This window comes from Phenylobacterium sp., assembly GCF_013822795.1.
Lineage (GTDB): Bacteria > Pseudomonadota > Alphaproteobacteria > Caulobacterales > Caulobacteraceae > Phenylobacterium.
Genome location: NZ_PNLB01000008.1, coordinates 96,472 through 121,733, shown reverse-complemented (window position 1 = coordinate 121,733; position 25,262 = coordinate 96,472). Strand labels below are relative to the sequence as shown.

General features: G+C 69.3%; 27 protein-coding genes. 11 read left to right on the top strand and 16 right to left on the bottom strand.

Annotated features, from left to right (window positions below; translation table 11 throughout):
- Positions 1 to 21 precede the first annotated feature (21 nt).
- Positions 22 to 732: a glutathione S-transferase N-terminal domain-containing protein gene (locus C0481_RS09275; RefSeq protein WP_293402918.1), complete on the top strand. Its 711-nt coding sequence runs from the start codon at positions 22 to 24 to the stop codon at positions 730 to 732.
- Here C0481_RS09275 and C0481_RS09270 read toward each other — a convergent pair.
- Together C0481_RS09270 and C0481_RS09265 are read right to left on the bottom strand one after the other, a co-directional pair.
- A complete protein-coding gene (locus tag C0481_RS09270; RefSeq protein ID WP_293402916.1) occupies positions 729 to 2,876 on the bottom strand; it encodes a TonB-dependent receptor in 2,148 nt (715 codons plus the stop codon). The genes C0481_RS09275 and C0481_RS09270 overlap by 4 nt on opposite strands.
- A 30-nt stretch (positions 2,877 to 2,906) precedes the next feature.
- The gene (locus tag C0481_RS09265; protein WP_293402914.1) at positions 2,907 to 3,734 is read right to left on the bottom strand and encodes a thioesterase family protein; all 828 of its coding nucleotides are present in this window, start codon (positions 3,732 to 3,734) and stop codon (positions 2,907 to 2,909) included.
- 152 nt (positions 3,735 to 3,886) lie between these two features.
- Between C0481_RS09265 and C0481_RS09260 the strand changes: the two genes are divergently transcribed.
- Positions 3,887 to 4,477, top strand: a complete 591-nt coding sequence (locus tag C0481_RS09260; RefSeq protein WP_293402912.1) for a TetR/AcrR family transcriptional regulator — start codon at positions 3,887 to 3,889, stop codon at positions 4,475 to 4,477.
- On the opposite strand, the gene C0481_RS09255 is transcribed toward C0481_RS09260, so the two are convergent.
- The 4 genes from C0481_RS09255 to C0481_RS09240 form a co-directional block, all read right to left on the bottom strand.
- Positions 4,474 to 5,112 (bottom strand): histidine phosphatase family protein, encoded by a 639-nt coding sequence (locus C0481_RS09255; protein WP_293402910.1) that lies wholly within the window; start codon positions 5,110 to 5,112, stop codon positions 4,474 to 4,476. The two genes, C0481_RS09260 and C0481_RS09255, sit on opposite strands and share 4 nt — an antisense overlap.
- On the bottom strand, positions 5,109 to 5,495 hold the full coding sequence (locus tag C0481_RS09250) for a hypothetical protein (RefSeq protein WP_293402908.1): 387 nt from the start codon (positions 5,493 to 5,495) through the stop codon (positions 5,109 to 5,111). Before C0481_RS09250 ends, C0481_RS09255 begins: the two co-directional genes overlap by 4 nt.
- Before the next feature lie 67 nt (positions 5,496 to 5,562).
- A complete protein-coding gene (locus C0481_RS09245) occupies positions 5,563 to 6,147 on the bottom strand; it encodes a TetR/AcrR family transcriptional regulator (protein ID WP_293402906.1) in 585 nt (194 codons plus the stop codon).
- A gap of 46 nt (positions 6,148 to 6,193) precedes the next feature.
- A complete protein-coding gene (locus C0481_RS09240; RefSeq protein ID WP_293402904.1) occupies positions 6,194 to 6,508 on the bottom strand; it encodes an SMR family transporter in 315 nt (104 codons plus the stop codon).
- A gap of 213 nt (positions 6,509 to 6,721) precedes the next feature.
- On the opposite strand from C0481_RS09240, the gene C0481_RS09235 reads away from it, so the two are divergent.
- Complete coding sequence (locus C0481_RS09235; RefSeq protein WP_293402902.1) at positions 6,722 to 7,330, top strand: TetR/AcrR family transcriptional regulator; 609 nt, start codon at positions 6,722 to 6,724, stop codon at positions 7,328 to 7,330.
- Between the two features lie 70 nt (positions 7,331 to 7,400).
- Positions 7,401 to 9,107, top strand: a complete 1,707-nt coding sequence (locus C0481_RS09230; RefSeq protein ID WP_293402900.1) for an arylsulfatase — start codon at positions 7,401 to 7,403, stop codon at positions 9,105 to 9,107.
- 88 nt (positions 9,108 to 9,195) lie between these two features.
- Here the strand turns inward: C0481_RS09230 and C0481_RS09225 are convergent, their stop codons facing one another.
- The gene (locus C0481_RS09225) at positions 9,196 to 11,511 is read right to left on the bottom strand and encodes a TonB-dependent receptor (RefSeq protein WP_293402898.1); all 2,316 of its coding nucleotides are present in this window, start codon (positions 11,509 to 11,511) and stop codon (positions 9,196 to 9,198) included.
- 190 nt (positions 11,512 to 11,701) lie between these two features.
- Positions 11,702 to 12,892, bottom strand: a complete 1,191-nt coding sequence (locus tag C0481_RS09220; RefSeq protein WP_293402896.1) for an acyl-CoA dehydrogenase family protein — start codon at positions 12,890 to 12,892, stop codon at positions 11,702 to 11,704.
- A gap of 191 nt (positions 12,893 to 13,083) precedes the next feature.
- Between C0481_RS09220 and C0481_RS09215 the strand changes: the two genes are divergently transcribed.
- Positions 13,084 to 13,899, top strand: a complete 816-nt coding sequence (locus C0481_RS09215) for a hypothetical protein (protein WP_293402894.1) — start codon at positions 13,084 to 13,086, stop codon at positions 13,897 to 13,899.
- Positions 13,900 to 13,926: 27 nt separating this feature from the next.
- Here the strand turns inward: C0481_RS09215 and C0481_RS09210 are convergent, their stop codons facing one another.
- Positions 13,927 to 15,111 (bottom strand): hypothetical protein, encoded by a 1,185-nt coding sequence (locus C0481_RS09210; RefSeq protein WP_293402892.1) that lies wholly within the window; start codon positions 15,109 to 15,111, stop codon positions 13,927 to 13,929.
- Between the two features lie 169 nt (positions 15,112 to 15,280).
- Here C0481_RS09210 and C0481_RS09205 point away from each other — a divergent pair, with 169 nt between their 5' ends.
- A complete protein-coding gene (locus tag C0481_RS09205) occupies positions 15,281 to 15,757 on the top strand; it encodes a VOC family protein (RefSeq protein WP_293402890.1) in 477 nt (158 codons plus the stop codon).
- 181 nt (positions 15,758 to 15,938) lie between these two features.
- On the opposite strand, the gene C0481_RS09200 is transcribed toward C0481_RS09205, so the two are convergent.
- Positions 15,939 to 16,772 (bottom strand): phosphatase PAP2 family protein, encoded by an 834-nt coding sequence (locus tag C0481_RS09200; RefSeq protein ID WP_293402888.1) that lies wholly within the window; start codon positions 16,770 to 16,772, stop codon positions 15,939 to 15,941.
- Positions 16,773 to 16,903: 131 nt separating this feature from the next.
- Between C0481_RS09200 and C0481_RS09195 the strand changes: the two genes are divergently transcribed.
- Together C0481_RS09195 and C0481_RS09190 are read left to right on the top strand one after the other, a co-directional pair.
- Positions 16,904 to 17,167: an acylphosphatase gene (locus tag C0481_RS09195; protein ID WP_293402886.1), complete on the top strand. Its 264-nt coding sequence runs from the start codon at positions 16,904 to 16,906 to the stop codon at positions 17,165 to 17,167.
- Between the two features lie 90 nt (positions 17,168 to 17,257).
- Positions 17,258 to 17,851 carry a murein L,D-transpeptidase catalytic domain family protein gene (locus C0481_RS09190; RefSeq protein WP_293402884.1) on the top strand — a complete coding sequence of 198 codons (594 nt, stop codon included), beginning with the start codon at positions 17,258 to 17,260 and terminating at the stop codon, positions 17,849 to 17,851.
- Here the strand turns inward: C0481_RS09190 and C0481_RS09185 are convergent.
- From C0481_RS09185 to C0481_RS09170, 4 genes are all read right to left on the bottom strand, one after another.
- A complete protein-coding gene (locus C0481_RS09185) occupies positions 17,848 to 18,672 on the bottom strand; it encodes an enoyl-CoA hydratase-related protein (protein WP_293402882.1) in 825 nt (274 codons plus the stop codon). The genes C0481_RS09190 and C0481_RS09185 overlap by 4 nt on opposite strands.
- Before the next feature lie 69 nt (positions 18,673 to 18,741).
- Complete coding sequence (locus C0481_RS09180) at positions 18,742 to 19,059, bottom strand: hypothetical protein (RefSeq protein WP_293402880.1); 318 nt, start codon at positions 19,057 to 19,059, stop codon at positions 18,742 to 18,744.
- Positions 19,060 to 19,123: 64 nt separating this feature from the next.
- A complete protein-coding gene (locus C0481_RS09175) occupies positions 19,124 to 19,567 on the bottom strand; it encodes a GNAT family N-acetyltransferase (protein WP_293402878.1) in 444 nt (147 codons plus the stop codon).
- A 49-nt stretch (positions 19,568 to 19,616) separates the two neighbouring features.
- On the bottom strand, positions 19,617 to 20,489 hold the full coding sequence (locus tag C0481_RS09170) for a LysR family transcriptional regulator (RefSeq protein ID WP_293402876.1): 873 nt from the start codon (positions 20,487 to 20,489) through the stop codon (positions 19,617 to 19,619).
- 122 nt (positions 20,490 to 20,611) lie between these two features.
- Between C0481_RS09170 and C0481_RS09165 the strand changes: the two genes are divergently transcribed.
- The gene (locus C0481_RS09165; RefSeq protein WP_293402874.1) at positions 20,612 to 20,944 is read left to right on the top strand and encodes an antibiotic biosynthesis monooxygenase; all 333 of its coding nucleotides are present in this window, start codon (positions 20,612 to 20,614) and stop codon (positions 20,942 to 20,944) included.
- 15 nt (positions 20,945 to 20,959) lie between these two features.
- On the opposite strand, the gene C0481_RS09160 is transcribed toward C0481_RS09165, so the two are convergent.
- Complete coding sequence (locus C0481_RS09160; protein WP_293402872.1) at positions 20,960 to 21,418, bottom strand: SRPBCC family protein; 459 nt, start codon at positions 21,416 to 21,418, stop codon at positions 20,960 to 20,962.
- Positions 21,419 to 21,483: 65 nt separating this feature from the next.
- Positions 21,484 to 22,629 carry an aminotransferase class I/II-fold pyridoxal phosphate-dependent enzyme gene (locus tag C0481_RS09155; RefSeq protein WP_293402870.1) on the bottom strand — a complete coding sequence of 382 codons (1,146 nt, stop codon included), beginning with the start codon at positions 22,627 to 22,629 and terminating at the stop codon, positions 21,484 to 21,486.
- Positions 22,630 to 22,821: 192 nt separating this feature from the next.
- Between C0481_RS09155 and hdhA the strand changes: the two genes are divergently transcribed.
- Positions 22,822 to 23,493 carry a 7-alpha-hydroxysteroid dehydrogenase gene (gene hdhA / locus C0481_RS09150; RefSeq protein WP_293402868.1) on the top strand — a complete coding sequence of 224 codons (672 nt, stop codon included), beginning with the start codon at positions 22,822 to 22,824 and terminating at the stop codon, positions 23,491 to 23,493.
- 38 nt (positions 23,494 to 23,531) lie between these two features.
- Positions 23,532 to 25,241: an amidohydrolase gene (locus C0481_RS09145; RefSeq protein ID WP_293402866.1), complete on the top strand. Its 1,710-nt coding sequence runs from the start codon at positions 23,532 to 23,534 to the stop codon at positions 25,239 to 25,241.
- The last annotated feature ends 21 nt before the right edge of the window (positions 25,242 to 25,262 follow it).

Genomic DNA, 25,262 nt, shown 5'->3' with positions numbered 1-25,262 from the left:
AGCCGACCAGGAGGACACGCCATGCCCAAGCTCTATTCGGGGGATCTCAGCCCCTATTCCGCCCGCGTGCGGATGCAGATCTACGCCAAGGGCATCACCGATATCGAGCTGGTGCGCCCGGCCGACTTCGGCATGCCCGCGTTCCGCCAGCGGCTGCCGATCGGCCGCATTCCGGTGCTCGACATCGACGGCGACCTGATGCCGGAGTCCGAGGTCATCGCCGAGTACATCGAGGAGGTCTATCCGCAGCCCTCGCTGCTGGGCGCCACCCCACGTGAGACCGCCCATATCCGCACCCTGGCGCGGATCGGCGACGTCTACCTGATGAACAACATGTTCATGCTCGGCCCGCAGTCGCGGGCGGAGCCGCGCGACCAGGGGGTCGTCGATCTGCTCGGCGGCCAGGTGGTGCGCAACGTCAAGGCGCTCGACAAGATGATCGGGACCGACGGTTACGCCTGCTGCGGCCGGCTGACCCTGGCCGACTGTGCGCTGGTGCCGGCCCTGTTCCTGATCGAGAACGTGCTGCCGGGGACTGGTGTCGAGAACCCGGTGCCGAAGGCGGCCAACGTCGCGGCCTGGTGGGCGGCGATCCAGACCAACGAGCATGCCGCCAAGGTCCTGGCCGAACTGCACCGCGGCCTCGAAGAGCGCCGCGAGCTGATCCGCAGCGGCGCCTTCGCCAAGATGATGGCCGCGGCCAAGGCGGCGATGGACGCCGCCGAGGCCTAGAACCTTCCCGACACCTGGACCCCGATGGCGCGCGAGCCCTCGGGGCCGCCGTCCGACAGCCGCTCCTCGACCCGGTCGATCTGGCCGCCGGCGCGCGAGCCGAGGAAGTAGGTTCGCGTCCGCTCCTCGGACGAGGAGAGGATGTTGTTGACGTAGAGCTTCAGGGTCACCGGCTTGATCAGCGTGGTCTCGAAGAAAAGGTCGATGCGCGGCTCGGGCCGGACATAGGTGAGGATTTCGGCCCGCCGGTACTCCTCGCGCTCGGCCCACTGCACGGCCGCGACGCCCCAGGCCGAGGAGATCGCCGGCAGGTTCTGGCGGAAGTTCACGACATAGGCCCAGTCCTTGTTGCCGGCGTTGAGCACCGGCGCGCCGGAGGCGGTGCCCTGGCGCTCCAGCGGCACGGAGAACGAGCGCTCCTGGCCGGTGATCGGGTCGGTGACGCGCGTCTGCTGGTAGAGGCCGTTGAAGCGCAGTTCAGCATTGGCAAGACCGATCGGGTCCAGCGGCACGGTCCCGCGGACCTCGGCCCCGACCCGCGTGCCGTCGCCGATGTTGCCGTAGGCGTCGAAGCCGCCGATCTCGACTAGGTCGTGGACGTCCTGCACCTTGTCTGCGAAGGCGACCAGGGTCACGGCGGCGCGCTTGCCGAAGCGTCCCTCCCATTCCAGCCGCGACTTCCAGGCCGTCTCCGGAACCAGGTTCGGATTGCCCTGGATGGTCGAGGAGTTGACGAAATCGATCGTGCTGCTGAACTCCGCGAAGTCGAGCTGCGCCACGTCGCGCACCAGGCTGAAGCGCAGGGTGTGGTCGGGGGTGAGCACGTAGGTCGCGTTCAGGCGCGGTTTGACGAAATTGAACTCGCGCTCCTGCTCCTGGTCGCCGGTCTGCGAGATGCGCGAGAACTCGACGTTGACGCCGCCCTCGATCGTCAGCTTTTCCGATGCTGACCACATGTCGGTGACGAACACCTCGCCGCGCACCTCCTCGACCCGGGCGTCGGCGACGGGCAGGGGCACGGGCATTGGCGCCCCGCCGCGCGGCTGGTTGACGATGTCGAGCGTCGTGTCGCGGAAGTTGAAGGCGCCTTCGCCGCCGAACTCCAGGGCGTGGCGCGGAAACGCGTTCCACTTCACCACCCCGCGGGCGATGCGCTCGCCGCCGCTGGTCGTGCGGTCCTGGGTGCGGATCAGGTAGGCCGCCGGGGCGGTGAAGATGTCGTAGACGTCCTGCTGGACGACGTTGGACTGCGAGATCAGCCCGATCAGCTTGACCGACAGAGCCTGCGAGAAGCTGTGCTCCCAGTCGCCGCCGACCTCGGCGGTGTAGTTGTCGTCATACTCGGTGAGGCCGACCAGGCTGCTGCGCAGGGCGGTGGTGGCGACCGCCTCGTACTGGACGGTGTCGGTCTTGTTCCAGGCCGGGACGTACTGGGCGTTGAGGTTGATCACGTCCTGCGAATTGGGCCGCCAGCGCAGGTGGGCCGAGCCCTGCAGGCTGACATTGGTCGACTGGCCGATCTGGTAGCGGGCGCCGGTCAGGTCGCCGGCGCTGTTGTAGAGCAGGTCGCGGATCTCGCCGCGCCCCAGGATGTTCGGGGTCTGCACGTCCATCGACAGGTCGGCGGTGTCGGACAGCGCCATCGAGCGCGAGGCTTGCAGCGTCCAGCCGATCCGCTCGGAGTATTGGATCTGGCGCAGGCCAGCGACGAAGGTGGTCGAGGGCTTGCGCGCCGCCGACTGGTTGATGACCAGATTGACCACCTGGGTCTGGCCGCGGACGTCCGACGAGGCGTTGGTCGCCGACATCACCTCGACTCGGACGACGTCGCTGGCCGGGATCCGCTTGAGGATCTCCGAGGCCGCGGTCTTGGAGCTCGGGCGCTCGCCATTGATCAGCAGGTTGCCGGCCGAGCCGCCGAAGCCGCGCCGGTCATCGCCGTCGCGCAGCTCGAAGCCCGGCACGCGCGCGACCATGTCGGCGGCGGTCACGGGGTTGTACTGGGCGAAGAAGGCGGCCGGGAAGGTCGCGGTTCCGTCGTCGGTCTTGGCCGGCTGCGCGGCGGCCGGACCGGCCAGCAGCCAGCCCAGCGCAAAGAGCGAGGCCGCGCCCAGATGGGCGCGCCCGCCTCGAATTCCCCCCATGACTCCCCCGTCTTGTACTTATTCGTTCTTCTAGTCTTTGAACCACACCAACTGGTGCGAGACCGCAAGCAGCGACTTGGCGTCGGACCACAATTCGACGGTCTGGTCGTGGAAGCCGTGCCGCGCCGCGCGCGGCTGCGCCTGCCCCAGGATCGGGCGCACGTCCTGCGCGGCCAACTCGTCCGGCGCGGCCAGGAAGTAGGTCGACAGGCTCACCGTCGCGGCCGGCGCGCGCACGCCGCGCATCAGAAACACCCGCGGCGCGAAGGCGTCGGCCATCGAGGCCAGCGCCAGATAGTCGAGCGGCCGGGCCTGGCGGTCGCGCAGCCAGGCGCGGGTGAGCCCGGTCTCCGAGCTCTGATCGAGGCTCGGCGCCCCATGATCGAAACGCATTTCGTACTGCGAGAACCAGGCGGTCAGCGCCGCGGTGGTGAACACCGGCACGTCGGCGGCGTCGCGGGCGGCCGGCGGCAGCGAGGGCTGGGCGCCCCAGGTGTCGCGCTCGGGGCCGGTGACGAGGGTGGCGTTGGCCGCCATCTGGCCGGCCTGCTCCAGCCGCACGCTCCAGTGCTGGGTCGATTTGCCGTCGCGCTCCAGGACCACCTTCAGCACGAACGGGTCGGGGGTGATGGCCGCGCAGAAGTTGACGGTCTGGGCCAGCGGCCGGCCGCGCAGGGCCGGGTGCTCGAGCACGCCCTTCATCAAGGTCGCGGCGGTGACCCCGCCGAACGGCCCGGCCATGTTCCAGTAGAGCTGGCTGGGAACCCCTTCGTAGACGCCCTCGGCGAGGGTTCTGAGGGTCAGCGCCTCATCGAACGGGTGGACGGCGGCTTCGGCCAAAATAGTGGCTGCGGTCATCGAAAATCTTCCAGATCGGCAATCTGCATGATGGTCAACATTCATCTGCATGAAGTCAATCATTCAGATTATCAAGGAAACTCATGCGCATCTGTTGCGTGTGACCGGAACATGCTAGCTCTGACGACGGTCAACCGTGAGGTCCGGAGCCAATGGGACATTCGCAAGCCGAGAAGGCCGAGAGCCGCGAGCGCATCCTGGAGGCGGCGGCCGAGCGGATTCGGGCCGGCGGCCTGGAAAACCTCAGCATCGACACCCTGATGAAGCAGGCCAGCCTGACCCGCGGCGGCTTCTACGGTCACTTCCGCTCGCGCTCGGCGCTGGCGGTGGCGGCGCTCGGCCGGGCGCTGGACGAAACCTTCGCCGTGCAGCGGGCCGCCAATCAACGGGCCGGCGGCGGCTTCCGGGCCATGGTCACCCGCTATCTCAGCCGCTCGCACCGCGACGGCATCGGCCAGGGCTGCCCCATCGCCTCGCTGGCCGCCGACGTCGCGCGCGCCGACGATCCGCAGGTGCGGGCGCTGATGGCCGACCGGTTGCAGGGCGTCTTCGAACGGACCGCCAAGACCATGGGCGAGCCGGACGGCAAGACTGACGCGGCCGTCGCGGCCTGGAGCACGATGCTCGGCGGACTGCTGCTGGCGCGGGTGTTCGGACCCGGCGCGCGCGGAGACGAAATCCTGGCCATCGCGCGTGAGGCGGCGCTCGCCTACGAGCCGCCGCGCGAAGCCGACAAAACCTAGTCGACCCCGGCCAGGTGGCCCGTCTCGCTGAGGCTCATCAGGTAGCGGTTGAACCAGTGGTCGTCCTCGCGCAGGTGGCTGATCGCCCCCGAGCTCGACCGGAAATTCACCCAGCCGACCGACTCCAGCGGCATCCGGATCCAGGCGGCGATGGCGAAGGTCACCGCATAGCCGTGCGTGACCACCACCTGCACCTGACAGGGGCTGGCCGTGATGGCGTCCATGGCGCGGTAGATGCGGGTGGCGAACTCGCGCTTAGTCTCGGCCTCAACCAGGCCGTCGCGGTGGTCGAGGCGGTCTCCCTCCTTGGGCGTCAGCACCATGCGTTCCTCCAGCCAGGCGTCGGGCTTGCCGCCGGCCTCGCCGTAGCTGCGCTCGCGCAGGTCGCTCCAGTGGACGGCTTCGACGCCCAGCGCGCGGGCGATCGGCGCGGCGGTCTGGGCGGTGCGGCGCAGGTCCGAGGCGTAGACCTCCACTGCGGGTGCGCCGGCCAAGCGCTCGGCAAGATGGGCGGCGATCGCCTGCGCCTGACGATGGCCGAGGTCGGTGAGCTCGCTGTCATACCAGCCGCCGACCAGCCCCTGGACATGGTGCTGCGCCTGCCCGTGGGCGACGAGATAGATGTCCTTGCTCATGAGGTCGCCCGTTCGCGCAGGACCGCTTTGGCTGAGATGATCGTCAGGATCAGCGGCAGGCCCCACAACAGCAGCTTGAAGGCGATGACGACGCCCTGGTTGTCCTCCCAGGTCTCGCCGGTCAGCTGCGCTTCCAACTGCTTCCAGAAGCTCGAGGACATCATGCCGGTGGTGTAGGCGGCCGCCGCCAGCATCACCACCCAGCCGCTGGGCCGGCGTTGGGCGAGGAACACCGCGGCCCACAGGAGCAGCGCGCCGGCGACATAGTCCTCCAGCAGGGTGACCGGCGTGGTCAGCCAGGCGCCCAGGCCGCGCCGCAGCGTCTCCAGCAGTGGGAACAGCACGCCGAGCACGGCGGCCGAGATGACGGCGAAGCGAGACATAGCGCGGCTTCCTCCCATTATTTCGTGCAACGTGCATGAAATAATGGGAGGGCGCAACCAAGGCGCCTCAGGGGCGGGCGGCGAGCCGGGCGATCATCGCCTCCAGGGCCGCGCGCGGGACAGGGTCGCCCGCGCTCTGGGCCAGGGCCGCCTGAACGCCGGCGCCCAGCAGCACCTCGGCGTAGCCGGCGATTTCGTCCTCGCGCAGCAGCCCCTCGGACACCCAGTGGCCGAGGGCGTGATGTAGCAGCGGCTCGAACGCGCCGCGCAGGCCCGCCCGCCAGTCGTCCCAGCCGAGCACGACCGGCGCCTCGACGAACAGCAGCCGGCGGCGCTGCGGATCCAGCGCCAGATCCATGAACACCCCGACGCCTTCGCCGAGCTCGGCGACCGAGTGGGCGCGCTCCATCGTCTGGTCGTAAAGATCGCGCGCGGTCTGGGTCAGGACATGCTGGAAGACCGCCGCGAACAGGCCGCGCTTGCCGCCGAACTGGTACTGGATCGCCCCGCGCGTCAGGTCCGCCCGCCGTGCGATGGCGTCCTCGCTCAGCGCGTCGAAGCCCTGTTCGCCGAACGCCTCCAGCCCCGCCGCGATCAGGCTGGCGTGGGTGGCGTCCGACCAGCGGCGCGGCGCTTTATCCGTCTTGGCCATCGCCAAGGGATGCGGCCTGCGCGCCATAAGTGTCAATGCAGCCGGATCAGGCGGCGAGCTTGGTCCCGACCACGCCGACCACGATCAGGCCCATGAAGGCGATCTGCACGCCCGACAGCTTCTCGCCAAACAGCAGCGCCCCGCAGATCCCGACGCCGACGGCGCCCAGGCCGGTCCAGACCGCATAGGCGGTGCCGGCCGGCAAGCCGCGCATGGCCCAGGCCAGCAGGCCCATATTCACGAAGCTGAGCGCGATCGGCACGCTGGCGGCCTGCCAGGTGGCCTGCACCCCAGCCCATTTGAGGCTCAGCGCCCAGATGATTTCGGTCACGACGGCGACGCCGAGGACGAGCCACGCCATGGGATGTCTCCTGCATGCGGGCTCGGGGGAGAGGCGGCGGCCGGAAACCCGTAAGAGGCCGCAACGCCCGACTGCTCGTACAGAAAATACCCGGCGCGGCCAAGGGCTTGTCGGTCGCAGGGCTTGACGGGCGAGCGAGGCGCGGGCCTCTAGACTGGTGTGCTGGCGCGGGGCCGCCGGCCGCGGATTCGGCGCGGGGAGACATCCAAGGTCATGAGTTCGACCGAGGCCAAGACGGCAGAGCCGGCGCGCCGGGGACGCGGGCGCCCGCGCGACAGCGGCCTGCAGGAGCGTATCAAGGCGGCCGCCCTCACGGTGCTGGCCCGTCACGGCTATTCCGGCATGACGCTTGAGCGCGTCTGCGCCGAGGCGGGCGTCACCAAGGCGACGTTTTATCGCCGCTGGGATACGCCGACCGCCTGCGTCATGGAGGCGTTCCTCGAAGTCTGGAGCGAGGCCGAATTCAAGGACACCGGCGCGCCGGCCGCGGACCTTGAGGCCTTCGCCCACAAGCTCATCGAACTCTACGGCCACACGCACCTCGGCGCCTGCTCGGTGGCGCTGCAGACCGAGGCCCGGGTGAACCGCGAGATCGCTGCGCCGCTGTTCGCCGGCACCAAGGGCCGCCGTAGCCGCAACACCGGCGCGTTGGGCCAGGCGCTGGAGCGGATGACGCCGCCGCCGGCGCTGCCGGCCGCGGTGATCCTCAACGCCCTGAACGGCGTGGCGCGCAACACCCATACGCTGAACTGGCCGGTCACCGACGAGGAGCTGCGGACCTTGATCCAGAGTCTGCTGACCCCTCCGCAGGCGCCGCGCTGAATTACGATACTATAAAGTTGACATAATATCGGGGCGGGTCGAAACCGGAGCGGAACCCCGGAGTCCGTCCATGATCCATCGCCGCGTCCTGCTCACCTCCCTGCTGGCCTCGACCGCCCTGGCGCGGGCCGCCGTCGCGGCGACGCGCAAGCCGGCGACCGGCGCGCGGCCCAACATCATCACCATCGTCCTGGACGATGTCGGCTTCTCCGACCTGGGCTGTTTCGGGGCCGAGATCCGCACCCCGCACATCGACGCCCTGGCCGCGCGCGGTCTGCGTTACAACCGCTTCGACACCAAGGCGGTCTGTTCGACCACGCGGGCGGCGATGATCACCGGCCGCAACGGCCACACGGTCAACATGCCCGACGTCCCGGACGTGGCGGCGGTCATGCCGACTGCGTTCCCGAAGGACGCCTTCGACATCCCGAAGAACGCCCAGAACCTGGCCCAGGCGCTGAAGGGCGCCGGCTACGCCAACTGGCTGGTGGGCAAGTGGCACCTGATCCCGATGAACCAACTGGGCGAGGGCGCGGCGCGCGACGCCTGGCCGCTGCAGCGCGGGTTCGACTACTTCTACGGCTTCGCGCGCGGCTGGACGGACCAGTACAAGCCCGACCTCGTCGAGAACAACGGCTACATCCACCCGACCCTGCCGGCCGACTACCACCTGTCGAGCGACCTGGTGGACAAGTCGATCGCCCTGATCGGCGAGCACCAAGGCAAGGCGCCGGCCCAACCGTTCTTCCTCAACCTCGGGCTCGGCGTCGCCCATGCGCCGCTGCAGGTCCCGGCCCGCTACGCCGACGCCTACAAGGGCGTCTACGACAAGGGCTGGGACGAGATCCGCCGCGAGCGGTTCGAGCGCATGAAGGCCATTGGGATCATTCCGGCCGACACCGTGCTGCCCCCGTCGGCCGAGGGCGACCGTCCCTGGGCCGAGCTCAGTGAGGACGAGCGGGCGGTCTACGCCCGCTACATGGAGGTCTATGCCGGCTTCATGCAGCACGCCGACGAGCAGATCGGCCGGCTGTTGGCCTATCTCGAGACCTCGGGCCTCAGCCGCAACACCATCGTCGTGCTGATGTCCGATAACGGCGCGGCTCCCGAGGCCGGCCAGACGGGATCGTTCGACGGGCTCTATCGCCCCAACACCCTGACCCCGGCGCAGCAGCGCGCGCGGCTGGACGAACTGGGCACGGTCAAGACCCAGGCCGAGTATCCGCGGCCGTGGGCGATGGCCGGGGTCACGCCGTTCCGCCGCTACAAGCTCTGGCCGCACCTGGGCGGCGTGCGCACGCCGCTGATCGTCTCCTGGCCGGCGGTGATCAAGGACGGCGGGGCGGTGCGCAGCCAGTACGCCGACGTCGTCGACATCGCCCCGACCCTGCTGGCGGTCGCCGGGACCCAGTTCGCCGAGACCGTCGGCGGCGAGCGCCAGCTGCCGGTCGCCGGTCGCTCGTTCGCCGCCACCTTCGCCGATCCGAAGGCCCCGCCGGCGCGCACGACCCAGTATTTAGAACTTCGCGGCAACCGCGCCATCACCGATGGCGGCTGGCGGGCGGTGGCCCTGCAAGCGTGCGACGGCGGTCAGGACCGCTGGGAGCTCTACAACACCGACGTCGACTTCGCGGAGTCGGTCGACCTGGCCGCGCGCCATCCGCAGGAACTCGCGCGTCTGCAGCGGCTGTGGGACCAAGAATGGGGCAAGTACGGCTCCGGGCCACGGCCCTCGACCGACCTGGTCTGCCGCTTCGCTCGCTACTTCGAGCACTAGGGTACGAAAAAGGGCGCCGCGATTGCGGCGCCCTTTCTCCTTGGCCTCGTGAATGGGAGCGACCCGCCGAAGCGGGCCGCGACCGGCCTTAGAAGTGCACGCGGGCTTCGATGCCCACGCGGCGGAACGCGTCCTGGGTCAGGCTCTGGGTGTAGCCGGCGCCGGTGGCGTTGGTGTCCAGGAAGCCGGTGCCGATGCTGGAGTAGAACTGCTCGTCCAGCAGGTTGCGCGCGAAGACGGTGACGCCATAACGGCCGTCCTGGCTCTGCAGGCCGACATTCAGGTTCAGCAGGCCGTAGCCCGGCTGGATGGTGTTCGGGTCGCGGAAGGTGAAGAACACCGACGAGCGGTAGCTGTAGGAGAGGTCCGCCGTCAGGTCGAACGGGATGGACTCCAGCGGCCGGTTGTAGTTGGCGCCCAGGGTGTAGGACCACATCGGGGCGTTGGTCAGGGCGCTGCCGGTGACTTCCTGGCGTCCGCCGACGCAGCCCAGGGCCGCCGTCTGGCCGGGATAGCAGGCCGGGGCGAAGTCCTCGATGCGGGTGTCGGTGTAGGCGAGGTTGCCGGAGAACTGGAACGCCTGGTTCGGACGGTACTGGGTCTCCAGCTCGACGCCGCGCGAGCGCAGCTCACCGGCGTTCGCCAGGGCGAACGTCGTCGTGTTGGCGTCGAAGGTCTGGGCCTGGAAGTTCTCGATCTCGGTCTGGAACAGCGTGATGTTGAAGACCACCCGACGGTCGAACGGCGTGGTCCGCAGGCCGAGCTCGTAGTTGTTCACCGTTTCGGGGGCCAGCACGTACTTGCCCGAGTTGACCGTCGCGGCGCTGAGGTTGTTCAGCAGGTTGATCGCCTGGCCCTTGTAGCCGCGCGAGTAGGTCGCATAGGCCATGACGTCGTCGCTGAAGTCGTACTGCACGCCAAGCTTGCCGGAGACGTCGTCGTCCTTGGCGTTCAGGTGCGGCGCGTCGAGCGCCGGGCCGCCGAGGCTGGGGACCGCGCCGCGCGCGCCGGCCGGAATGGTGCGCAGGAAGCGCGCCTTAAGCTCTTCGTTGGTGTAGCGCAGGCCGCCGATCAGCCGCAGGTCTTCGGTGACGTTGAAGGTCGCCTGGCCGAAGGCCGCGAAGTTGCGGGTGCTGATCGCCCGATCGATGAAATTCTCGAAGTACTGGCCGGCCGGCAGCACCTGGCCGAAGTTGCCGAGGATCTCGGTCGTCGTGGAGACGTCCTGGTCGAAGTAGAACAGGCCCGCCACGTACTCCAGCCGCTGCCCGGCCGGCGAGGTGATGCGCAGTTCCTGGGTGAACTGGTCCTGCTTCTGATGGGCGCTGTTGATGTTCAGCATCGCCAGCGGGCCGCCGTCGGCGTCGTTGTTGTCCTCGACCTCGAACGCCCGATAGGCGGTGATCGAGGTCAGGGTGAAGGCGTCGAACTCCTTGTTCATCTCGACCGAGGCGCCCCAGGTGCTCTGGTCGTTGAACGCCTTGCCGTCGAAATTGGCCTCGCGGCTGTAGGGGCCGACCTCGACGCCGTTGAACAGCGAGGCGCGGGTCGGGCCGGTGGCGCCGAAGTAGCGGGTGGTCGGCAGGATCGAGCGCACGGTGCTGACGCAGCAGTCCTGGTCGGCGCTGGTGTAGTCGACCGTCGCGTAGAGGTCGAAGCTGTCGTCCGGGCTCCAGACCAGCTTGCCGCGCAGGCCGTAGGAGTTCAGGCCGTTGTACTTCTTGCCGTCGAACTTGTTGGTGATGATGCCTTCGGATTCATTGTAGAAACCGGAAATCCGGGCGGCCAGCTCGCCGCTCTTGATCGGGATCGAGACCGAGCCCTTGGCCCGCACCTCGTCGAAGGTGGCGTAGCTGAGCGAGGCGTCGGCTTCGAACTCATTGAGGTTCGGTCGGGCGGTGACGATGTTGATCACCCCGGCGGCCGCGTTCTTGCCGAACAGCATGCCCTGCGGGCCGCGCAGCACTTCGATCCGCTCGACGTCGTTGAAGTCGAAGAACGAGCCAGCGCTGCGGCCGATGACGACGCCGTCCAGCACCACCGACACGGTCGGCTCGACGCCGTCCGAGAAGTTGAGGGTGCCGAGGCCGCGCACCGACAGCCCCTGGCCGCGGGTGTTGGCCGAGGGCGTGAAGGTCAGCGAGGGCGACAGCTGCTGCAGTTGCTGCAGGCCCGAGACATGGCTGTCGGCCAGGGTCTGGGCGGAGACGACGTTGACCGAGACCGGCACGTCCTGCAGGCGCTCGGTGCGCTTCTGGGCGGTGACCACCAGTTCGCCGAGCGTGAAGTCGGCGTCCTGAGCCAGCGCGCCGGAGGCCGAGCCAAGCGCGGCGGCGGCTGCGGCGCCGGCCAGCAGCGCGCGCTTCATTGCCGCGGACGACCGCGTGGTGGTGGTGTGGAACATGAATATCCCCCTGGATTTGTACCCGGCGCGCCGAGGCGCCTGCTGCTCGCACAGCGTTATTCGGCCGAGCCTTTCCCCCGTGCCCGATATTATGTCAACGCGAAAGTATCGTAATTAGGCGAGTGTGCGGCCGCTGCAACAGCCGGCCGTCCAACGGGAAGGGAAGGCTTTCGGACGCCGACCGCCGGCGTCAGGTCTTCGCGATCGGGTCGGGCAGGCCCAGGATCCGCTTGGCGATGATGTTGTTCTGCACTTCGTGACTGCCGCCGAAGATGGTGGTGGCCTTGCCGTGCAGCCAGATGCGGACGACCTCGAGCTCCTCGGCCGTGAACGCTTCGCCCTCCCAGCCCAGGCCCTGGGCGCCCATGATCTCGATGGTCAGCTCGGCGCGGTCCTGCAGCACGCGGGTGCCGGCGTTCTTGAGGATCGAGGTGGCGGCGCTCGGCCCGCCGCTCTTGGCCTCGGCCATCACCCGGTCGGCGGTCTGCTGCAGGACGCGGTTGTCCATCTCGTACTGGACGACGCGCATGCGCAGGTCGGAATCGGCGATGCAGCCCGCTTCGTCCAGACCGACGTATTCCGCGGCGAGCTGCGGCAGCGGGCGACCGGCGCCGAACGCCTCGCCGGCCTCCGAGATCGCCGAGCGTTCGTGCTGCAACAGCCGCTTGGCTATGGTCCAGCCGCCGCCGAGCGGACCCAGCAGGTCCTTCTTTTCGGCCCGCGCGCCGGTCAGGAAAGTCTCGCAGAACGGCGAGCTGCCGGCGATCAGCGCGATCGGCCGAACCTCGACGCCGGGCTGATCCATAGGGAACAGTACGAAGGAGATGCCCTCGTGCTTCTTGGCCAGGTCGGTCCGCACCAGGCAGAAGCACCAGTCGGCGTGCTGGGCGTCGCTGGTCCACACCTTCTGGCCGTCGATCCGGTAGTGGTCGCCCATGTCCTGGGCGCGGGTCTGCAGCGAGGCGAGGTCCGACCCCGCGCCCGGCTCAGAGAAGCCCTGGCACCAGTTGAGCTCGCCGCGGGCGATGGGCGGGATGTGCTCGCGCTTCTGGGCGTCCGTCCCGTACTCCAGCAGCGTCGGGCCCAGCAGCATGACCCCCATGCCGCCGATCGGGTTGTAGGCGCGAGCGGCCGTCAGTTCCTGGCGCAGGACGCGGGCTTCGGAGGGGCTGAGCCCGCCGCCGCCGTACTCCGCCGGCCAGGTCGGCACGCCCCAGCCGCAGGCGCCCATCGCCTGGCGCCAGGCGTCCTGGACGGGAGAGAGCGTCTCGCCGATGTCTGGCGCCGGCTGACCGGCGAGGTCCGCGGGGAAATTGGCCGCGATCCAGGCGCGCGCCTGGGTGCGGAAGGCCTCGATCGTCCCCAAACCAGCGTCGTCCATGAACCGTCTCCCTCGGCGCCATTCTTTAACTTGCAAATAGCAACTAATTTTCACCAGGAGCAAGCGCCAGACTGCGGGCCCGCGTTTTGCGGTCAGGGCGCGGCGGGCTAACAGAACCGAACGAGCGTGCGACTCGCCGCATTCTCGACAACCTTCGCCGCTTCCTTCCCCGGCTCATGTGGATTTCGCCGATGCGTAAGCTGTTCGCCGCGGTGGTCGCCGTCGCGGTGCTGGCCGCCGGAGCGACCGCGCAGGCCCAGAACTCTCCCGCGGCCCAGCGCGTGCTCGACAAGGCGCGGGCGGCCTCGGGCGGGGCGGCCGCCTGGAACATGCTGCGCGGGTTGCACGAGGTCGGCGAAGAGGGCGGCCAGCCCGTCGAGCGCTGGGCGGATCCGTTGCGCTTTGGCCTGCGGCAGGAAACCCAGATCGACGGCGGGACCAAGCTGATCCAGGGCTACAACGGCGCGGCCGAGTGGCGGATCCTGTCCAGCGGCGCGGCGACCGGATCGGACCGCGGGCCCTATCTGGCCAAGGTTCGGGGCGAAGCCTTCTTCAGCGCCTACGGCTACTTTTTCCCGAGCCGCTTTGACCTGCGCAGCTCTCACGAGGGCGTGCGCCAGCATCAGGGCCGCAGCTACGAGGTGCTGCGCGTGCAGCCGGCGGGCGGCGCGCCGCGCGACATGTGGTTCGATGCGCGCACCGGCATGCTGGCTCGGATGATCGAGCACGACGGGCAGGGCGCGCCCGAGACGATCGAGGTTTCCGACTACCGTAGGGTGGGGTCGGTGATGATCCCGTTCCGCGTCGTCGCTTCGGGCGGAGACCTGACGGCGCCGCGCGAGCGGGTGTTGAAACGGGTCGACTTCCTGCCCGCCGATCGCGCGATCTTCAGCTTGCCGCCGCCCGCGCCGCCCAAGGCCGAGGCGCCCGCGCCGCCCGTCGCGACCCGCGCGCCGCCGCCTGCGGAGAAGCCCAAGCGGAAATGGCGGCGCTGGCTGGAACGGTGAGGCAGAGGCCGGACCTGCTTCGCGGGCTCAGAACAGCAGGGCCTTCAACTCGTCGATGACGACGTCGGCCGGCATCGAGAGGAACATCGCCGGCACGAAGGGCAAGAGGGTCGCGCCGGCCAGCATCAGCAGGCTGCGCACATCGACGGGGACGAACTGCATCTCATAGGCGTTCGAAACGACCTGATAGAGGTCGGTGGTGGCGGAGAAGTCCGGCTCCGACAGCATCGAGCGGTCGCGCGGCCCGCGAAACCAGCTGCGCTCGAACTGGATTCCCATGTCCGTCGCCAACGCCCCATACTGCAAGGCGCCCTGTCGCCAGGCCTTCATCAGCGGGCGCGTGAAGAACAGCAGCGGGCCGACGGCGAGCGCCGCGATCAGGACCGTCACGCCGCCCATCAACATCGCATCGGTGAACGGCACGGCAAGGTCGTGCCGGTGCACATAGGCGAGGCGGCCAGCGACCATGGCCCCCAGCCCCGCGCCGACGATGCTGAAGGCCCGGACCGACTGGGCGAGGAAGCCGAGCCCCCCCGATCGGTCGGGGTGAGCTGCGATGAGCCGCAAGTCCAGGCGCGCGACGGTGCGCAGAAACCAGGCCCAGTTGGCGATGCGCCAGAGCCAGCCGAGCAGCAACGCGAGCAGCAGCGGGATGCTGACCAAGGCGTGCCACCATCCGGCGGGCGACAGGCCCGCTCCGTCGGCCACGACCTGCCACCGCGCCTGGCCCAGAATGGCCGGCTCCGTGAGGAATAGCGTGGCGACCTGGGCGTAGACTGTGATCAGGACGACGGCCTCGGCCCATAGGGAGTGCACCCGGCGCCGGGCGGCGTCGAGCGCCTGGGCCGCGCGGGCCTCGTCCTCCTCGCTAAGCAGCCCCGAACCTTGGAAGTGGCGCGCGATCAGGCCGAGCCGCCGGGCGCAGACGACATGGCCCAGCACCAGGAGCGGCGCGGCCACGGCGTAGCGGGCGTGGACGCCGATGTCCTCGACGAAGCTGTAGAGGATGCCGGCGCGGCCGAGCACGATGTCGATGGCGACCAGCACCGCCAGCGGAATCCAGCCCAGCCCGATGGTGAGCATCGCCCGCATGCCGGCGTTGGGCGCGACGGGCGAAGGCAGTCGCAGCAGCGCGGTCAGCCGCCGGGGAGGACCGCCCTCGAAGATCGAGTCGACGCCGCTTACCGGCAAGATCGATGGCTGCTCGGCCAAGTCGCGTTCCCATGCTGGCTCGCTTGAAGCTTGGGCGCGGGCCGGAGGCGTCGGCAATCAGGTCTTCACCCGAGTTCGCGCCTGGCGTTGAGGCGGGATGTCGGCGTGGACGGTATTCGTGCGTCCTTTGGAGACGCCCCGGCCAGCGGGCGCCTTTGGAGAGGACGACATGCGCAAGATCCACCCGTTCCTGTGGTTCGACGGCCAGGCCCACGAAGCGGCCGAGCTCTATGTCTCGCTGTTCCCGAACTCGAAAATCCACTCGGTGACGCGCTATCCGCCCGGCTCGCCTGGCGGCATGGACGGCAAGGTGATGACCGTGGAGTTCGAGCTGGACGGCCAACGGTTCACGGCGCTGAACGGCGGGCCGAACTTCAAGTTCACCGAGGCGGTCTCGTTCGTGATCGACTGCGAGGACCAGGCCGAGGTCGACCGCTACTGGGACGGGCTGATCGCCGGCGGCGGATCCCCCAGCCAGTGCGCCTGGCTGAAGGACCGCTTCGGACTGTCATGGCAGGTCGTGCCCAAGGCGCTGCCGCGGCTGATGAGCGATCCCGACCCGACCAAGGCCGGGCGGGTGGTCCAGGCCATGCTGAAGATGAGCAAGATCATCGTCGCCGACCTGGAAGCCGCCCACGCCGGCTGATCCGCGCTTCCGGCGCCCCTTGGTGTCATCCCGGAAAATCCCGTCAGGGCTTGTCCGGGACCCATTCGCGCGGTGCAGGGGATTTGGCCAAGGCCGCGCCGCCTTGCCCCTTCAGGTGTTCATGGGGCCCGGTCTTGCTGCGCAAACCGGGATGACATCTGTGGGCGATGCGGTCGTGAACCTAGCCGTTCGCCAGCGCCGCGGTCTCGGCCGCGCAGTCGCGGGTCGGCAGCTGGCCCGCGGCGCGGGCGGCCAGGATCTCGGCCTTGGCCGCCTCAAGATCCGCCTTGAAGTCGGCGTTATCGTGCAGCTTGGCGACGGTGGCCGCGCCCATCATGCGGCCTTCCTCGGTGTCGCTCAGCCAGTGGACGTTGCAGACCACGCGGCTCTGGGTGAAGGCGCGGCCGCGATGCAGCACCTCGGTGGCGCGGTCGGGCGCCGCCTCGGCCAGGATCAGCGCCCAGCCCCAGCCGATGGCGCTGTGGCCGGAGGGATAGGAGCCGTCCTTGCGCAGCTCGGCGTCCTCCTGCGGCGTGCACATCGGGGTGTTGTTGACCATGAACGGCCGGGCCCGCTGGTATTTGGTCTTGGTCGGATAGGTCGACAGGCCGGTGTCGACCAAGGTCCGGCGCAGCATGGTGTAGAGCCGCGGCGTGGTCTCTGGGCTGACCTTGACCCCCAGCGCGCAGGAGAAGGTTTCGGCCGCGGCCGGGAACTTCAGCTCGGCGTCCTGGACGGCCACCGACCAGCGCGGGCTGCCGTTCAGCGCCACGGCCGCCTTGGCCGAGGCGTCGTCGCGGGCCTGGGAGGGCGAGCCGGCCGTCGGCGGGCCGGGGATGATGGCCAGGCTGTTGGGCGCGCTGCCCATCTGCATGTAGCCGGCCAGGTAGCCAGGGCGGATCTCAGGGATCGGCTTGGGCTCGGCCTTGGCCTGGACCTGCGGCGCCTGGCCGCCCGGAGCCGCGCAGCTCGCCGCCATCGCCGCAACCGCGAACACCCATGCTTGCCTGATCATCGCCTTCTCCCTCGCCATCGATTCCATACAGCCTAGGCGGGTGACCATACGTCAGGATATCGGGCGCGCCCCTAGGCCATGACATTGAACCGCCCGGTCGGGCGGCGCATGTTGGCGACATGGAACGGCGCGTGGTCAGATTGCGCATCACCGGACGCGTGCAGGGCGTCGGCTATCGCTGGTGGGCCGAGCGCCAGGCGCGGGCGCTCGGGCTGGACGGCTGGGTGCGCAATTGCCCGGACGGCTCGGTCGAACTGCTGGCGATCGGCGACGAGGTCGCGCTGGAGCGGATGGCCGAGGCCTGTCGCGGCGGCCCGCCCGCCGCCGCGGTGCTCGGCGTGCAGACCCTCGGCGCGGACGATGACGGCAGCATCGGGTTCGGCGCGCGCAGCTAGCCCCTGCGACAGGAGCGCGCATTTTCGCTGCCGGCGGGTGTCATGGCCGGCCTGCGACCCTAGATTTGCGGCTTAGCCATGGAGCCGGACTTGGACGGACAGTTTCATCGCCGTCGCCTGATGCAGGCGGCGCTCGCCACCTTGGCGGCTGGTGCGGCCACGCCGGCCCTGGCGTCCACGACGCCGGCGCTCGTGTCGCTCGCGCGGCGCGGCCTGGAGCGCGCCGGCGGGGCGGTCGCCTATCGCGACGTGGTCGGGATCGCCGACTTCACCGCGCCGTCGAAGGCGCCGCGCTTTCACCTCGTCGATCTGCGCAACGGAACCGCGACCAGTCTGCTGGTGGCCCACGGACGCGGATCCGATCCCGCCCACAGCGGCTGGCTGCGTTCGTTCTCCAACGACGTGGGATCGGCGGCGACGTCCCAGGGGGCCTACGTCACCGGCGACTACTATGTCGGCAAGCACGGCCGCTCGATGCGGCTGCACGGCCTGGAAGGCTCCAACAGCAACGCCGAGCCGCGGGCCATCGTCGTGCATGGCGCCTGGTACGTCAGCCCGAAGATGGTCGCCGAGCACGGCATGCTGGGCCGCAGCGAAGGCTGCTTCGCCTTCGACGAGGGCGACCTGCCGCAGGTGCTGGCCCGGCTGGGGCCGGGCCGGCTGCTGCTGGCGGGGAAGTTCTAGCGGCCCTGGAAGTCCGCCGGACGCTTCTCGAGGAAGGAGGTCATGCCTTCCTTGAAGTCGTGGGTGCGGATCAGCTGCAGGAACTGCAGATAGACGTGGTGGACGTGGTCGTTGAACGTCTCTGACAGGCCCATCCGCATCAGCCGCTTGGCCGACTGCACCGCCAGCGGCGCGTTGGCCGCCATCTCCAGGGCGATCTCGCGGGTCTTGGCCGCCAGCTCGGCGTCGGGCACCACGTGGTTGACGAGGCCCAGCTCCAGGCTCTCCTTGGCCGACAGGGTGCGGCCGGTGAAGATCAGCTCGGCCGCCTTGGCCCAGCCCAGCAGCCGCGGCAGGATCCAGGTGCCGCCGCTCTCGGGCACCACCCCGCGCTTGACGAAGGCGGCGGCCATCTTGGCGCTCTCGCCGGCGATGCGGATGTCGCAGCCCATGGCGGTGTCCATGCCGTAACCGGCGGCCGAGCCGTTGAGGGCGCAGATGGTCGGCTTGTCCATGGCGAAGAGCACGGTCGGCGGGGTGTTGCGCAGGTCGAGGTTCACCGAGATCGTCGAGACCTGCTTGTCCGAGCCGATGCCCGAGCCTTGCGTCGCGTCGACCAGGTCCAGCCCGGCGCAGAAGGCGCGGCCGGTTCCGGTCAGCACGATGACCCGGACGGCCGGATCCTCGTTGGCCTTGATCAAGAGTTGCGTCAGGCGGGCCAGCATCGGCCCGGAAATGGTGTTCAGTCGCTCGGGCCGGTTCAGGGTGAGGGTGGCGATGCCGTCAGCCACCTCATAGAGAACCTCTTCCGACTTGGGGGTCGTTTCCACCGCCGCGCTCATCGTCGCTTCCCTTTATGGCGTAAATTAATGAGGCCAGCCTATGCGCCGCGATAGGAGGCGGCAAGGCCCTTAGGCGTCGCGCCGCCGCGCGGTCCAGAGCAGCCACAGGCCAAGGATGATCGCCAACTGGGAGAGCGCCGCCAATGCCGCGCCGAGCGCCAGGCCGATGGTCATCATCGCGCGATCGCACGCCTGCGAGCCGCAGTTGAAGACGAAGATCTGGCCAGCCAGCGTGGCCACGCCGATGATGGTGAGCAATGCGCCCGCCGCCGCTCGTCCTGGCGACAGACGAAGCGGCGGAGGAGCGCCGGGCGGCGGATCGAGGGAGGACCGCCGCGGACCGAGCAAGCGCTGCGGCGTCTTCAGGGGGTGGGAAAGAAGCGCCATAGCGACCTCCTGGTCACTGCAACGTCTGAGTAGGGGGCTTGGATGCAGCCCGCCTTGATCGTCGTCAAACCGGGCCGGCGCGGTCCTTGCGCATGCGCCAGACCTCGTGCTCGCCGCCGGCGAAGGCGATGGTCTTGGTCCCCTCAACCACGAAGCCGAGCCGCTCGTAGAAGCGCCGGGCGTTGGGATTGACGGTGAACACCGACAGCGTCAGCGGTCCCTCGGTCTGCGCTTCCGCCCAGGCCATCATCAGCCCGCCGACGCCTTTGCCTTGCGCCGCCGGGCCGACGAACACGTTGGAGACGTGGGCGCCGACCAGCTCGATAAAGCCGACGATCTCGCCGTCCACGATCGCCACCGCACGCTGGTCGGCTGGCTCAAGCGGCTCGTGCGGGCCAAACGACTCCGGCGGCATGTGCGCGCCGTAGGACGTCAGCGCCGCCGAGGCGGCGATGGCCTGGCAGGCTGGACGGTCGGCTTCGACGAAGGGGCGGATCTGGACGCTCATCTGAGGCTCCGGGTGTCGGGCGACCAACTCTGCCAGCATCAGGTGTGTTTCAGCCAGAGCCGCTTCTCGCCGTCACAAAGTCGATAAAGGCGCGGACCTTCGGAGGCGGGCGGCGACCTGACGGCCAAAGCAGGCGAAAGGCGCGGGATGGTCCCAGGTGATCGGCCAGCACCTCGACAAGGTCGCCGGCGGCGATCGCCGGCTGCACCGCAAAGGCGGGCAGGCACGCCAGGCCTTGGCCCGCCCGCGCGAGGGCGATCAGAGACCGGATGGAGTTGGATGTCGCGGCCGCGGGGAAGGCGGTCGGAGCTCCGGGGACGGGCCAGGCCTCGACCTGCCCGGTCGATGGAAAGCGATAGAGCAGCCGCGCATGGTCTGCGAGATCGGCGGGCGTGCGCGGAGCGCCATGACGCGTGAGGTAGGCGGGCGAGGCCACCACCGCGTGATGAAAAGTCGTGAGGGTGCGCGTCGAGAGCCCCGAGTCTCCCGCCTCGCCCGTGCGGACCACGATGTCGAAGCCTTCCTGGATCACGTCGACCAGCCGATCGCTGAAGTCGAGGTCGAGGACGACCTGCGGATAGGCCGCGGCGAAAGCGGCCAGGACGTCGTCGCCCACCACGCCGACCAGGGGCAGGCTTACGCGCAGGCGTCCCTGCGGCGCGGCGGCGGCCTGCGAGAGCTCGGCGCGGGCGGCCTCGTACTCGGCGAGAATGCGCTGGGCGCGTTCAAGCAGAAGCGCGCCCTCGGCGGTGAGGGCGACGCTGCGGGTGCTGCGGTTGAACAGGCGCACCCCGAACTCTCCTTCGAGCCGGGCGATGGTCTTGCCCAACGCCGAGGCCGAGAGGCCGAGCTGCCGCGCCGCTTCGGTAAAGCTGCGGGTCCGGGCGACCAGCGCGAAGGCGGCGAGATTGCTGTCACTCATGGCCTGCTCCAATTGCGGAATATTTGTCCGCAGTGTCCGGAACTATGGCCTGATTTTCCGATATGCGCTTGGCGCTAGATCCACGCGGCGGCGCAACGACCCGCGCATGGAGCACCATCATCATGTCCCATCCGAGCGCGCCCCTGCCGGCCGGCACGGTCTTCGTCGTCAACGTCATGCACCCCGAGCCCGGCGGACAGGACGCCGTGCTGGCGACGATCGACGACATCGTGCGTCTGGCGGCGACCAAGCCGGGGTTCCTCTGGAGCACCTTGTCCAAGAGCCTCGACGGCAAGACCGTCGTCAATGTCGAGGCCATCGCCGACCCCGACAATGTCGGGCAGTTCTTCTCGGACCCGGCCTTCGCCGAGAAGTTCGAGCGGCTGCGGAGCCTCTGCGCCAGCGAGTTCCACCTCTATCGCGCAGAGGCCCCGATCCTGCCGATCGGCGCCTGACTTCGGCGGGGGCGCCTAGAGCGCCCTGGCCACCTCGACCAGTTGGTCGAGGCAGATCCCCCAGCCTTCGTGGAAGCCCATCTGCTCGTGGGCCTGCTTGTCCTCCACGCTCCAGTGGCGGGCGACGGCGGTGTAGCGGGTCTGTCCGCCGCCGAGGTCCTCGAAGGTGATGGTGCCGACGAAAAACGGCTTGTCGGAGGGCGTCCACGCCTCGGTGAAAGCGTCGGTGAAGACGATCTTCTCGCCCGGCACGACGTCGAGATAGACGCCGCGGTTGGGATACTCGTTCCCGTCCGGACCCTTCATGACCACGAAGCTGGACCCGCCCGGGCGCACGTCGGTCTCGGCGACCGGCACCGTGAACGGCTTTGGGGCGAACCACTGCTTCATCAGCTCGGGTTCGGTCCAGCCGCGGTACAGCTTGTCGGCGGGGACGTCGACGATACGGGTCAGGACGAGTTCACGGTCGGTCATGTCGATCTCCTTGCGGTCTGCCCCTAGGACGCGGCAGTCGGGCGCGATGCGACATCCGCCGTGAATTATTTCGCGCTCGCCGCGGCCTGGGCGGCGAACCAGGGCTCCAGCCGCGAAATCGCCTCCTCGATCTCGGGCGTCGAGACCGCGAACGACATGCGGATGAAGTGGTGGCCCTCGACCGGGTCGAAGTCGACGCCGGGCGCGGTGGCCACGCCGGTGTCCTGCAGCAGCCGTTGGCAGAAGCTGAGGCTGTCGTCGGTCAGGTGGGCGACGTCGGCATAGATGTAGAAGGCCCCGTCCGGCGGCGCGATGGCCGACAGACCGAGCCGCGGCAGCGCCTCCAGCAGCAGGGCGCGGTTGGCGCGATAGACCTCGATGTGGCCTTCCAGCTCGTCCTCGCTGTCCATCGCCGCCAGCGCCGCGTGCTGGGCGAGCGAGGGCGGGGTCAGGAACAGCGCGCCCATATAGGCGATCGCCGCCTTCACATGGTCGGGCGGCGACAGCAGCCAGCCGAGCCGCCAGCCGGCCATGCTGAAGTATTTCGAGAACGAGTTGACGACGAGGGCGTTCGGCTCGAACTCCAGCATCGAGCGCGCCGGCTCGACGTAGCTGAGGCCGTGATAAATCTCGTCCGAGACGATCTTGATGTTCCGCTCGCGGCAGACCTTGGCGATGGCCTCGAGCTCGGCGGCCGGAATGATGGTCCCGGTCGGGTTGGCCGGGCTGGCGATGATCACGCCGGCCGGGGCAGGGTCCAGGGCGGCGATGCGCTCGGCGCTGAGCTGGTAGCGTTCGTTCGCGCCGCAGGCCAGTTCCACCGGCTCGATGTGCAGGGCCTTCAGCGTGTTGCGATAGGCGACGTAGCCGGGCCGAGCCAGGGCGACGCGGTCGCCCGGATTGAACGACGAGGCCAGGGCCAGCACCAGGGCCGGCGAGGCGCCGCAGGTCAGGGTGATGCGGTTCGGCGCGACCTCGACGCCGTACTTGTCCTTGTAGTGGCGGGCGATGCGCGCCTTCAGCGCCGGGCTTTCCCAGTAGCCCATCGGATCGCTGTCGAGCACGTGGTGCGCGGCCTCGATCGCGGCCTTCGGCGCCCCGGTCGAGGGCTGGCCGAACTCCATGTGGATCACCGAGCGGCCCTCGGACTTCAGCCGATGGGCCAGGCCGCTGACGGAGATGGCGTGGAACGGATCGATGCGCAGGGACATGACCGATGCTCTGGCGCAGCCCAGCGGCCAAATCAAGGAGCCCTCGGTTCTTGCGGCGCGTTAGCACCGAAGCAGCGACGGAGGCCGACATGGCGACGGGCGTAGGGGAACTGCTGGCGCTGACCGATCAGGTGGCGATCGTCACCGGCGGCGGAGCGGGCATCGGCCGGGGCCATCGCTTCGCGGTTCGCGATGGCGGGCGCGGCGGTGGCGGTCGGCGACCGCGACCTGCCCGCGGCCCAAGCCGTCGCCGACGAGATCGCCGCGGGCGGCGGCAAGGCCCTCGCGCTCGCCTGCGACGTCACCCGCGAAGAGGATCTGGAAGAGATGGTCCTGGCCGCGGTCGGGCGGTTCGGGCGGCTGACGATCCTGGTCAACAACGCCGGCGGCGGCGGACCCAAGCCCTTCGACATGCCGATGGCCGACTTCGTGCGGGCCTTCGAGCTGAACGTGTTCTCGGTGTTCCGGCTCTGCCAGCTGTGCGCGCCGCACATGCAGGCGGCCGGCGGCGGCGCGGTGTTGAACATCTCCTCGATGGCCGGCGAGAACCGCAACGTCCGGATGACCTCGTACGGCGCCTCGAAAGCGGCGGCGAACCACCTGACCCGCAATCTCGCCTTCGACCTTGGCCCGCTGGGGGTGCGGGTCAACGCCATCGCCCCCGGCGCGATCCGCACCCAGGCGCTGGCCAGCGTGCTGACACCGCAGGCCGAACGGGCGATGCTGCGCCATACCCCGCTTGGCAGGCTGGGCGAACCTGAGGATATCGCCAACGCGGCGCTGTTCCTCTGTTCGCCGGCGGCGTCCTGGATCAGCGGTCAGGTGCTGACCGTCAGCGGCGGCGGGGTGCAGGAACTGGATTAGACGGCGGAAAGCGCCGCGAACGTGGAGGAACGAGGGGCATGGGCCGGGGAACGCGTCGAGACGTGATGCTGGGCGGCGCGGCGGCGCTGGCGGCGGGGCCGCGGGCCTTCGCCGCCGAGAGCGACGCCGTCTATTTCGGCGGACCGATCCTGACCATGGACGACGCCCGGCCGCGGGCCGAGGCGGTCGCCGTGCGCGGCGGGCGCATCCTGGCGGTCGGCGGCCGTGACGAGGTGCTGGCCAAGGCCGGACGCGGCGCGCGGCAGGTGGACCTGGGCGGTCGGGCCCTTCTGCCGGGCTTCGTCGATCCGCACGGCCACGTCTCGTTCGTCGGCCTGCAGGCGATCTCGGCCAACCTGCTGCCGGCCCCGGACGGCGAGGGCAATTCGGTCGCCGAACTGCAGCGCGTGACCCGCGCCTGGATCGAGGCCAACCGCCCGTTCATCGAGCGCTACAAGCTGGTCATGGGCTTCGGCTACGATGACTCCCAGCTGCGCGAGCAGCGCCATCCGACCCGCAGGGAGCTGGACGAGATCACCAGCGAGGTCCCGGTGCTGTTCATCCACCAGTCCGGCCACCTGGGCGTCGCCAACTCCAAGGCCCTGGAGGCGGCGGGGATCAGCGCCGCCACCCCCGATCCGCAGGGCGGCGTGTTCCGCCGTGAGCCCGGCGGCAAGGAGCCCAACGGGGTGATGGAGGAGCACGCCTTCATGGGCGTGATGGTCAAGCTGCTGAGCCGGCTGGACCTCGACGCCAACCTCAAGATGATCGCCGAGGGCGTGAAGCTCTACACGTCGTACGGCTACACCACCTGCCAGGACGGCAAGTCCTCAAGCGGCGGGGTCAAGGCCCTGCAGCTGGCGGCCAGCCGCGGGATGCTCATCGCCGACGTCGTCGCCTATCCGGACGTGATGACCGCGACCGACGTCGTTGTCCCGCCGCTGCTGGGGCGCAGCTACCAGAACCGCCTGCGGGTCGGCGGGGTGAAGCTCTCGATCGACGGCTCGCCGCAGGGCAAGACCGCCTGGCTCTCGCAGCCCTACTTCGTGCCGCCGGAGGGACAGAGCGCGGCCTATGCCGGCTATCCGGCCATCCCCGTCGACCAGTGTCTGGCGGCGATCGACAAGGCTTTCGCCAACGGCTGGCAGATCCTGGTTCACGCCAACGGCGACGCCGCCATCGACGTACTGATTGCGGGCGTGCGCGAGGCGACGAAGAAGCACGGCCCCGGCGATCGCCGCCCGGTGCTGATCCACGGCCAGACCGCGCGCGAGGATCAGGTCGACGCCTGCAAGGCGCTGGGGATCATCCCGTCGTTCTTCCCGATGCACACCTTCTACTGGGGCGACTGGCATCGCGACTCGGTGCTCGGGCCGGTGAGGGCCGAGAACATCTCGCCGACCGGCTGGGCGCTGCGCCGGGGGATGATGTTCACCACCCACCACGACGCGCCGGTGGCCAATCCGGACTCGATCCGGGTGCTGTCGGCGACCGTCACCCGCCGCACCCGCTCGGGCGACATATTGGGGCCGCATCAGCGCGTTCCTGTCGAGGTCGCGCTGAAGGCGATGACCATCTGGCCCGCCTATCAGCACTTCGAGGAGGCGACGAAAGGCTCGCTCGTCGCCGGCAAGCTGGCCGACTTCGCGCTGCTGTCTCAGGACCCGACCGCCGTCGATCCCGAGAAACTGGCCTCGCTGAAGGTGGTCGAGACGATCAAGGAGGGCGTCAGCATCTGGCGCGGATAGGCATGGCGGCGACCCAGAAGC

Coding starts and splice junctions, on each gene's coding strand:
- C0481_RS09275 (WP_293402918.1), top strand. CDS start 22: ATGCCCAAGCTCTATTCGGGGGATCTCAGCCCCTATTCCGCCCGCGTG.
- C0481_RS09270 (WP_293402916.1), bottom strand. CDS start 2,876: ATGGGGGGAATTCGAGGCGGGCGCGCCCATCTGGGCGCGGCCTCGCTC.
- C0481_RS09265 (WP_293402914.1), bottom strand. CDS start 3,734: ATGACCGCAGCCACTATTTTGGCCGAAGCCGCCGTCCACCCGTTCGAT.
- C0481_RS09260 (WP_293402912.1), top strand. CDS start 3,887: ATGGGACATTCGCAAGCCGAGAAGGCCGAGAGCCGCGAGCGCATCCTG.
- C0481_RS09255 (WP_293402910.1), bottom strand. CDS start 5,112: ATGAGCAAGGACATCTATCTCGTCGCCCACGGGCAGGCGCAGCACCAT.
- C0481_RS09250 (WP_293402908.1), bottom strand. CDS start 5,495: ATGTCTCGCTTCGCCGTCATCTCGGCCGCCGTGCTCGGCGTGCTGTTC.
- C0481_RS09245 (WP_293402906.1), bottom strand. CDS start 6,147: ATGGCCAAGACGGATAAAGCGCCGCGCCGCTGGTCGGACGCCACCCAC.
- C0481_RS09240 (WP_293402904.1), bottom strand. CDS start 6,508: ATGGCGTGGCTCGTCCTCGGCGTCGCCGTCGTGACCGAAATCATCTGG.
- C0481_RS09235 (WP_293402902.1), top strand. CDS start 6,722: ATGAGTTCGACCGAGGCCAAGACGGCAGAGCCGGCGCGCCGGGGACGC.
- C0481_RS09230 (WP_293402900.1), top strand. CDS start 7,401: ATGATCCATCGCCGCGTCCTGCTCACCTCCCTGCTGGCCTCGACCGCC.
- C0481_RS09225 (WP_293402898.1), bottom strand. CDS start 11,511: ATGTTCCACACCACCACCACGCGGTCGTCCGCGGCAATGAAGCGCGCG.
- C0481_RS09220 (WP_293402896.1), bottom strand. CDS start 12,892: ATGGACGACGCTGGTTTGGGGACGATCGAGGCCTTCCGCACCCAGGCG.
- C0481_RS09215 (WP_293402894.1), top strand. CDS start 13,084: ATGCGTAAGCTGTTCGCCGCGGTGGTCGCCGTCGCGGTGCTGGCCGCC.
- C0481_RS09205 (WP_293402890.1), top strand. CDS start 15,281: ATGCGCAAGATCCACCCGTTCCTGTGGTTCGACGGCCAGGCCCACGAA.
- C0481_RS09200 (WP_293402888.1), bottom strand. CDS start 16,772: ATGATCAGGCAAGCATGGGTGTTCGCGGTTGCGGCGATGGCGGCGAGC.
- C0481_RS09185 (WP_293402882.1), bottom strand. CDS start 18,672: ATGAGCGCGGCGGTGGAAACGACCCCCAAGTCGGAAGAGGTTCTCTAT.
- C0481_RS09180 (WP_293402880.1), bottom strand. CDS start 19,059: ATGGCGCTTCTTTCCCACCCCCTGAAGACGCCGCAGCGCTTGCTCGGT.
- C0481_RS09175 (WP_293402878.1), bottom strand. CDS start 19,567: ATGAGCGTCCAGATCCGCCCCTTCGTCGAAGCCGACCGTCCAGCCTGC.
- C0481_RS09170 (WP_293402876.1), bottom strand. CDS start 20,489: ATGAGTGACAGCAATCTCGCCGCCTTCGCGCTGGTCGCCCGGACCCGC.
- C0481_RS09165 (WP_293402874.1), top strand. CDS start 20,612: ATGTCCCATCCGAGCGCGCCCCTGCCGGCCGGCACGGTCTTCGTCGTC.
- C0481_RS09160 (WP_293402872.1), bottom strand. CDS start 21,418: ATGACCGACCGTGAACTCGTCCTGACCCGTATCGTCGACGTCCCCGCC.
- C0481_RS09155 (WP_293402870.1), bottom strand. CDS start 22,629: ATGTCCCTGCGCATCGATCCGTTCCACGCCATCTCCGTCAGCGGCCTG.
- hdhA (WP_293402868.1), top strand. CDS start 22,822: ATGGCGGGCGCGGCGGTGGCGGTCGGCGACCGCGACCTGCCCGCGGCC.
- C0481_RS09145 (WP_293402866.1), top strand. CDS start 23,532: ATGGGCCGGGGAACGCGTCGAGACGTGATGCTGGGCGGCGCGGCGGCG.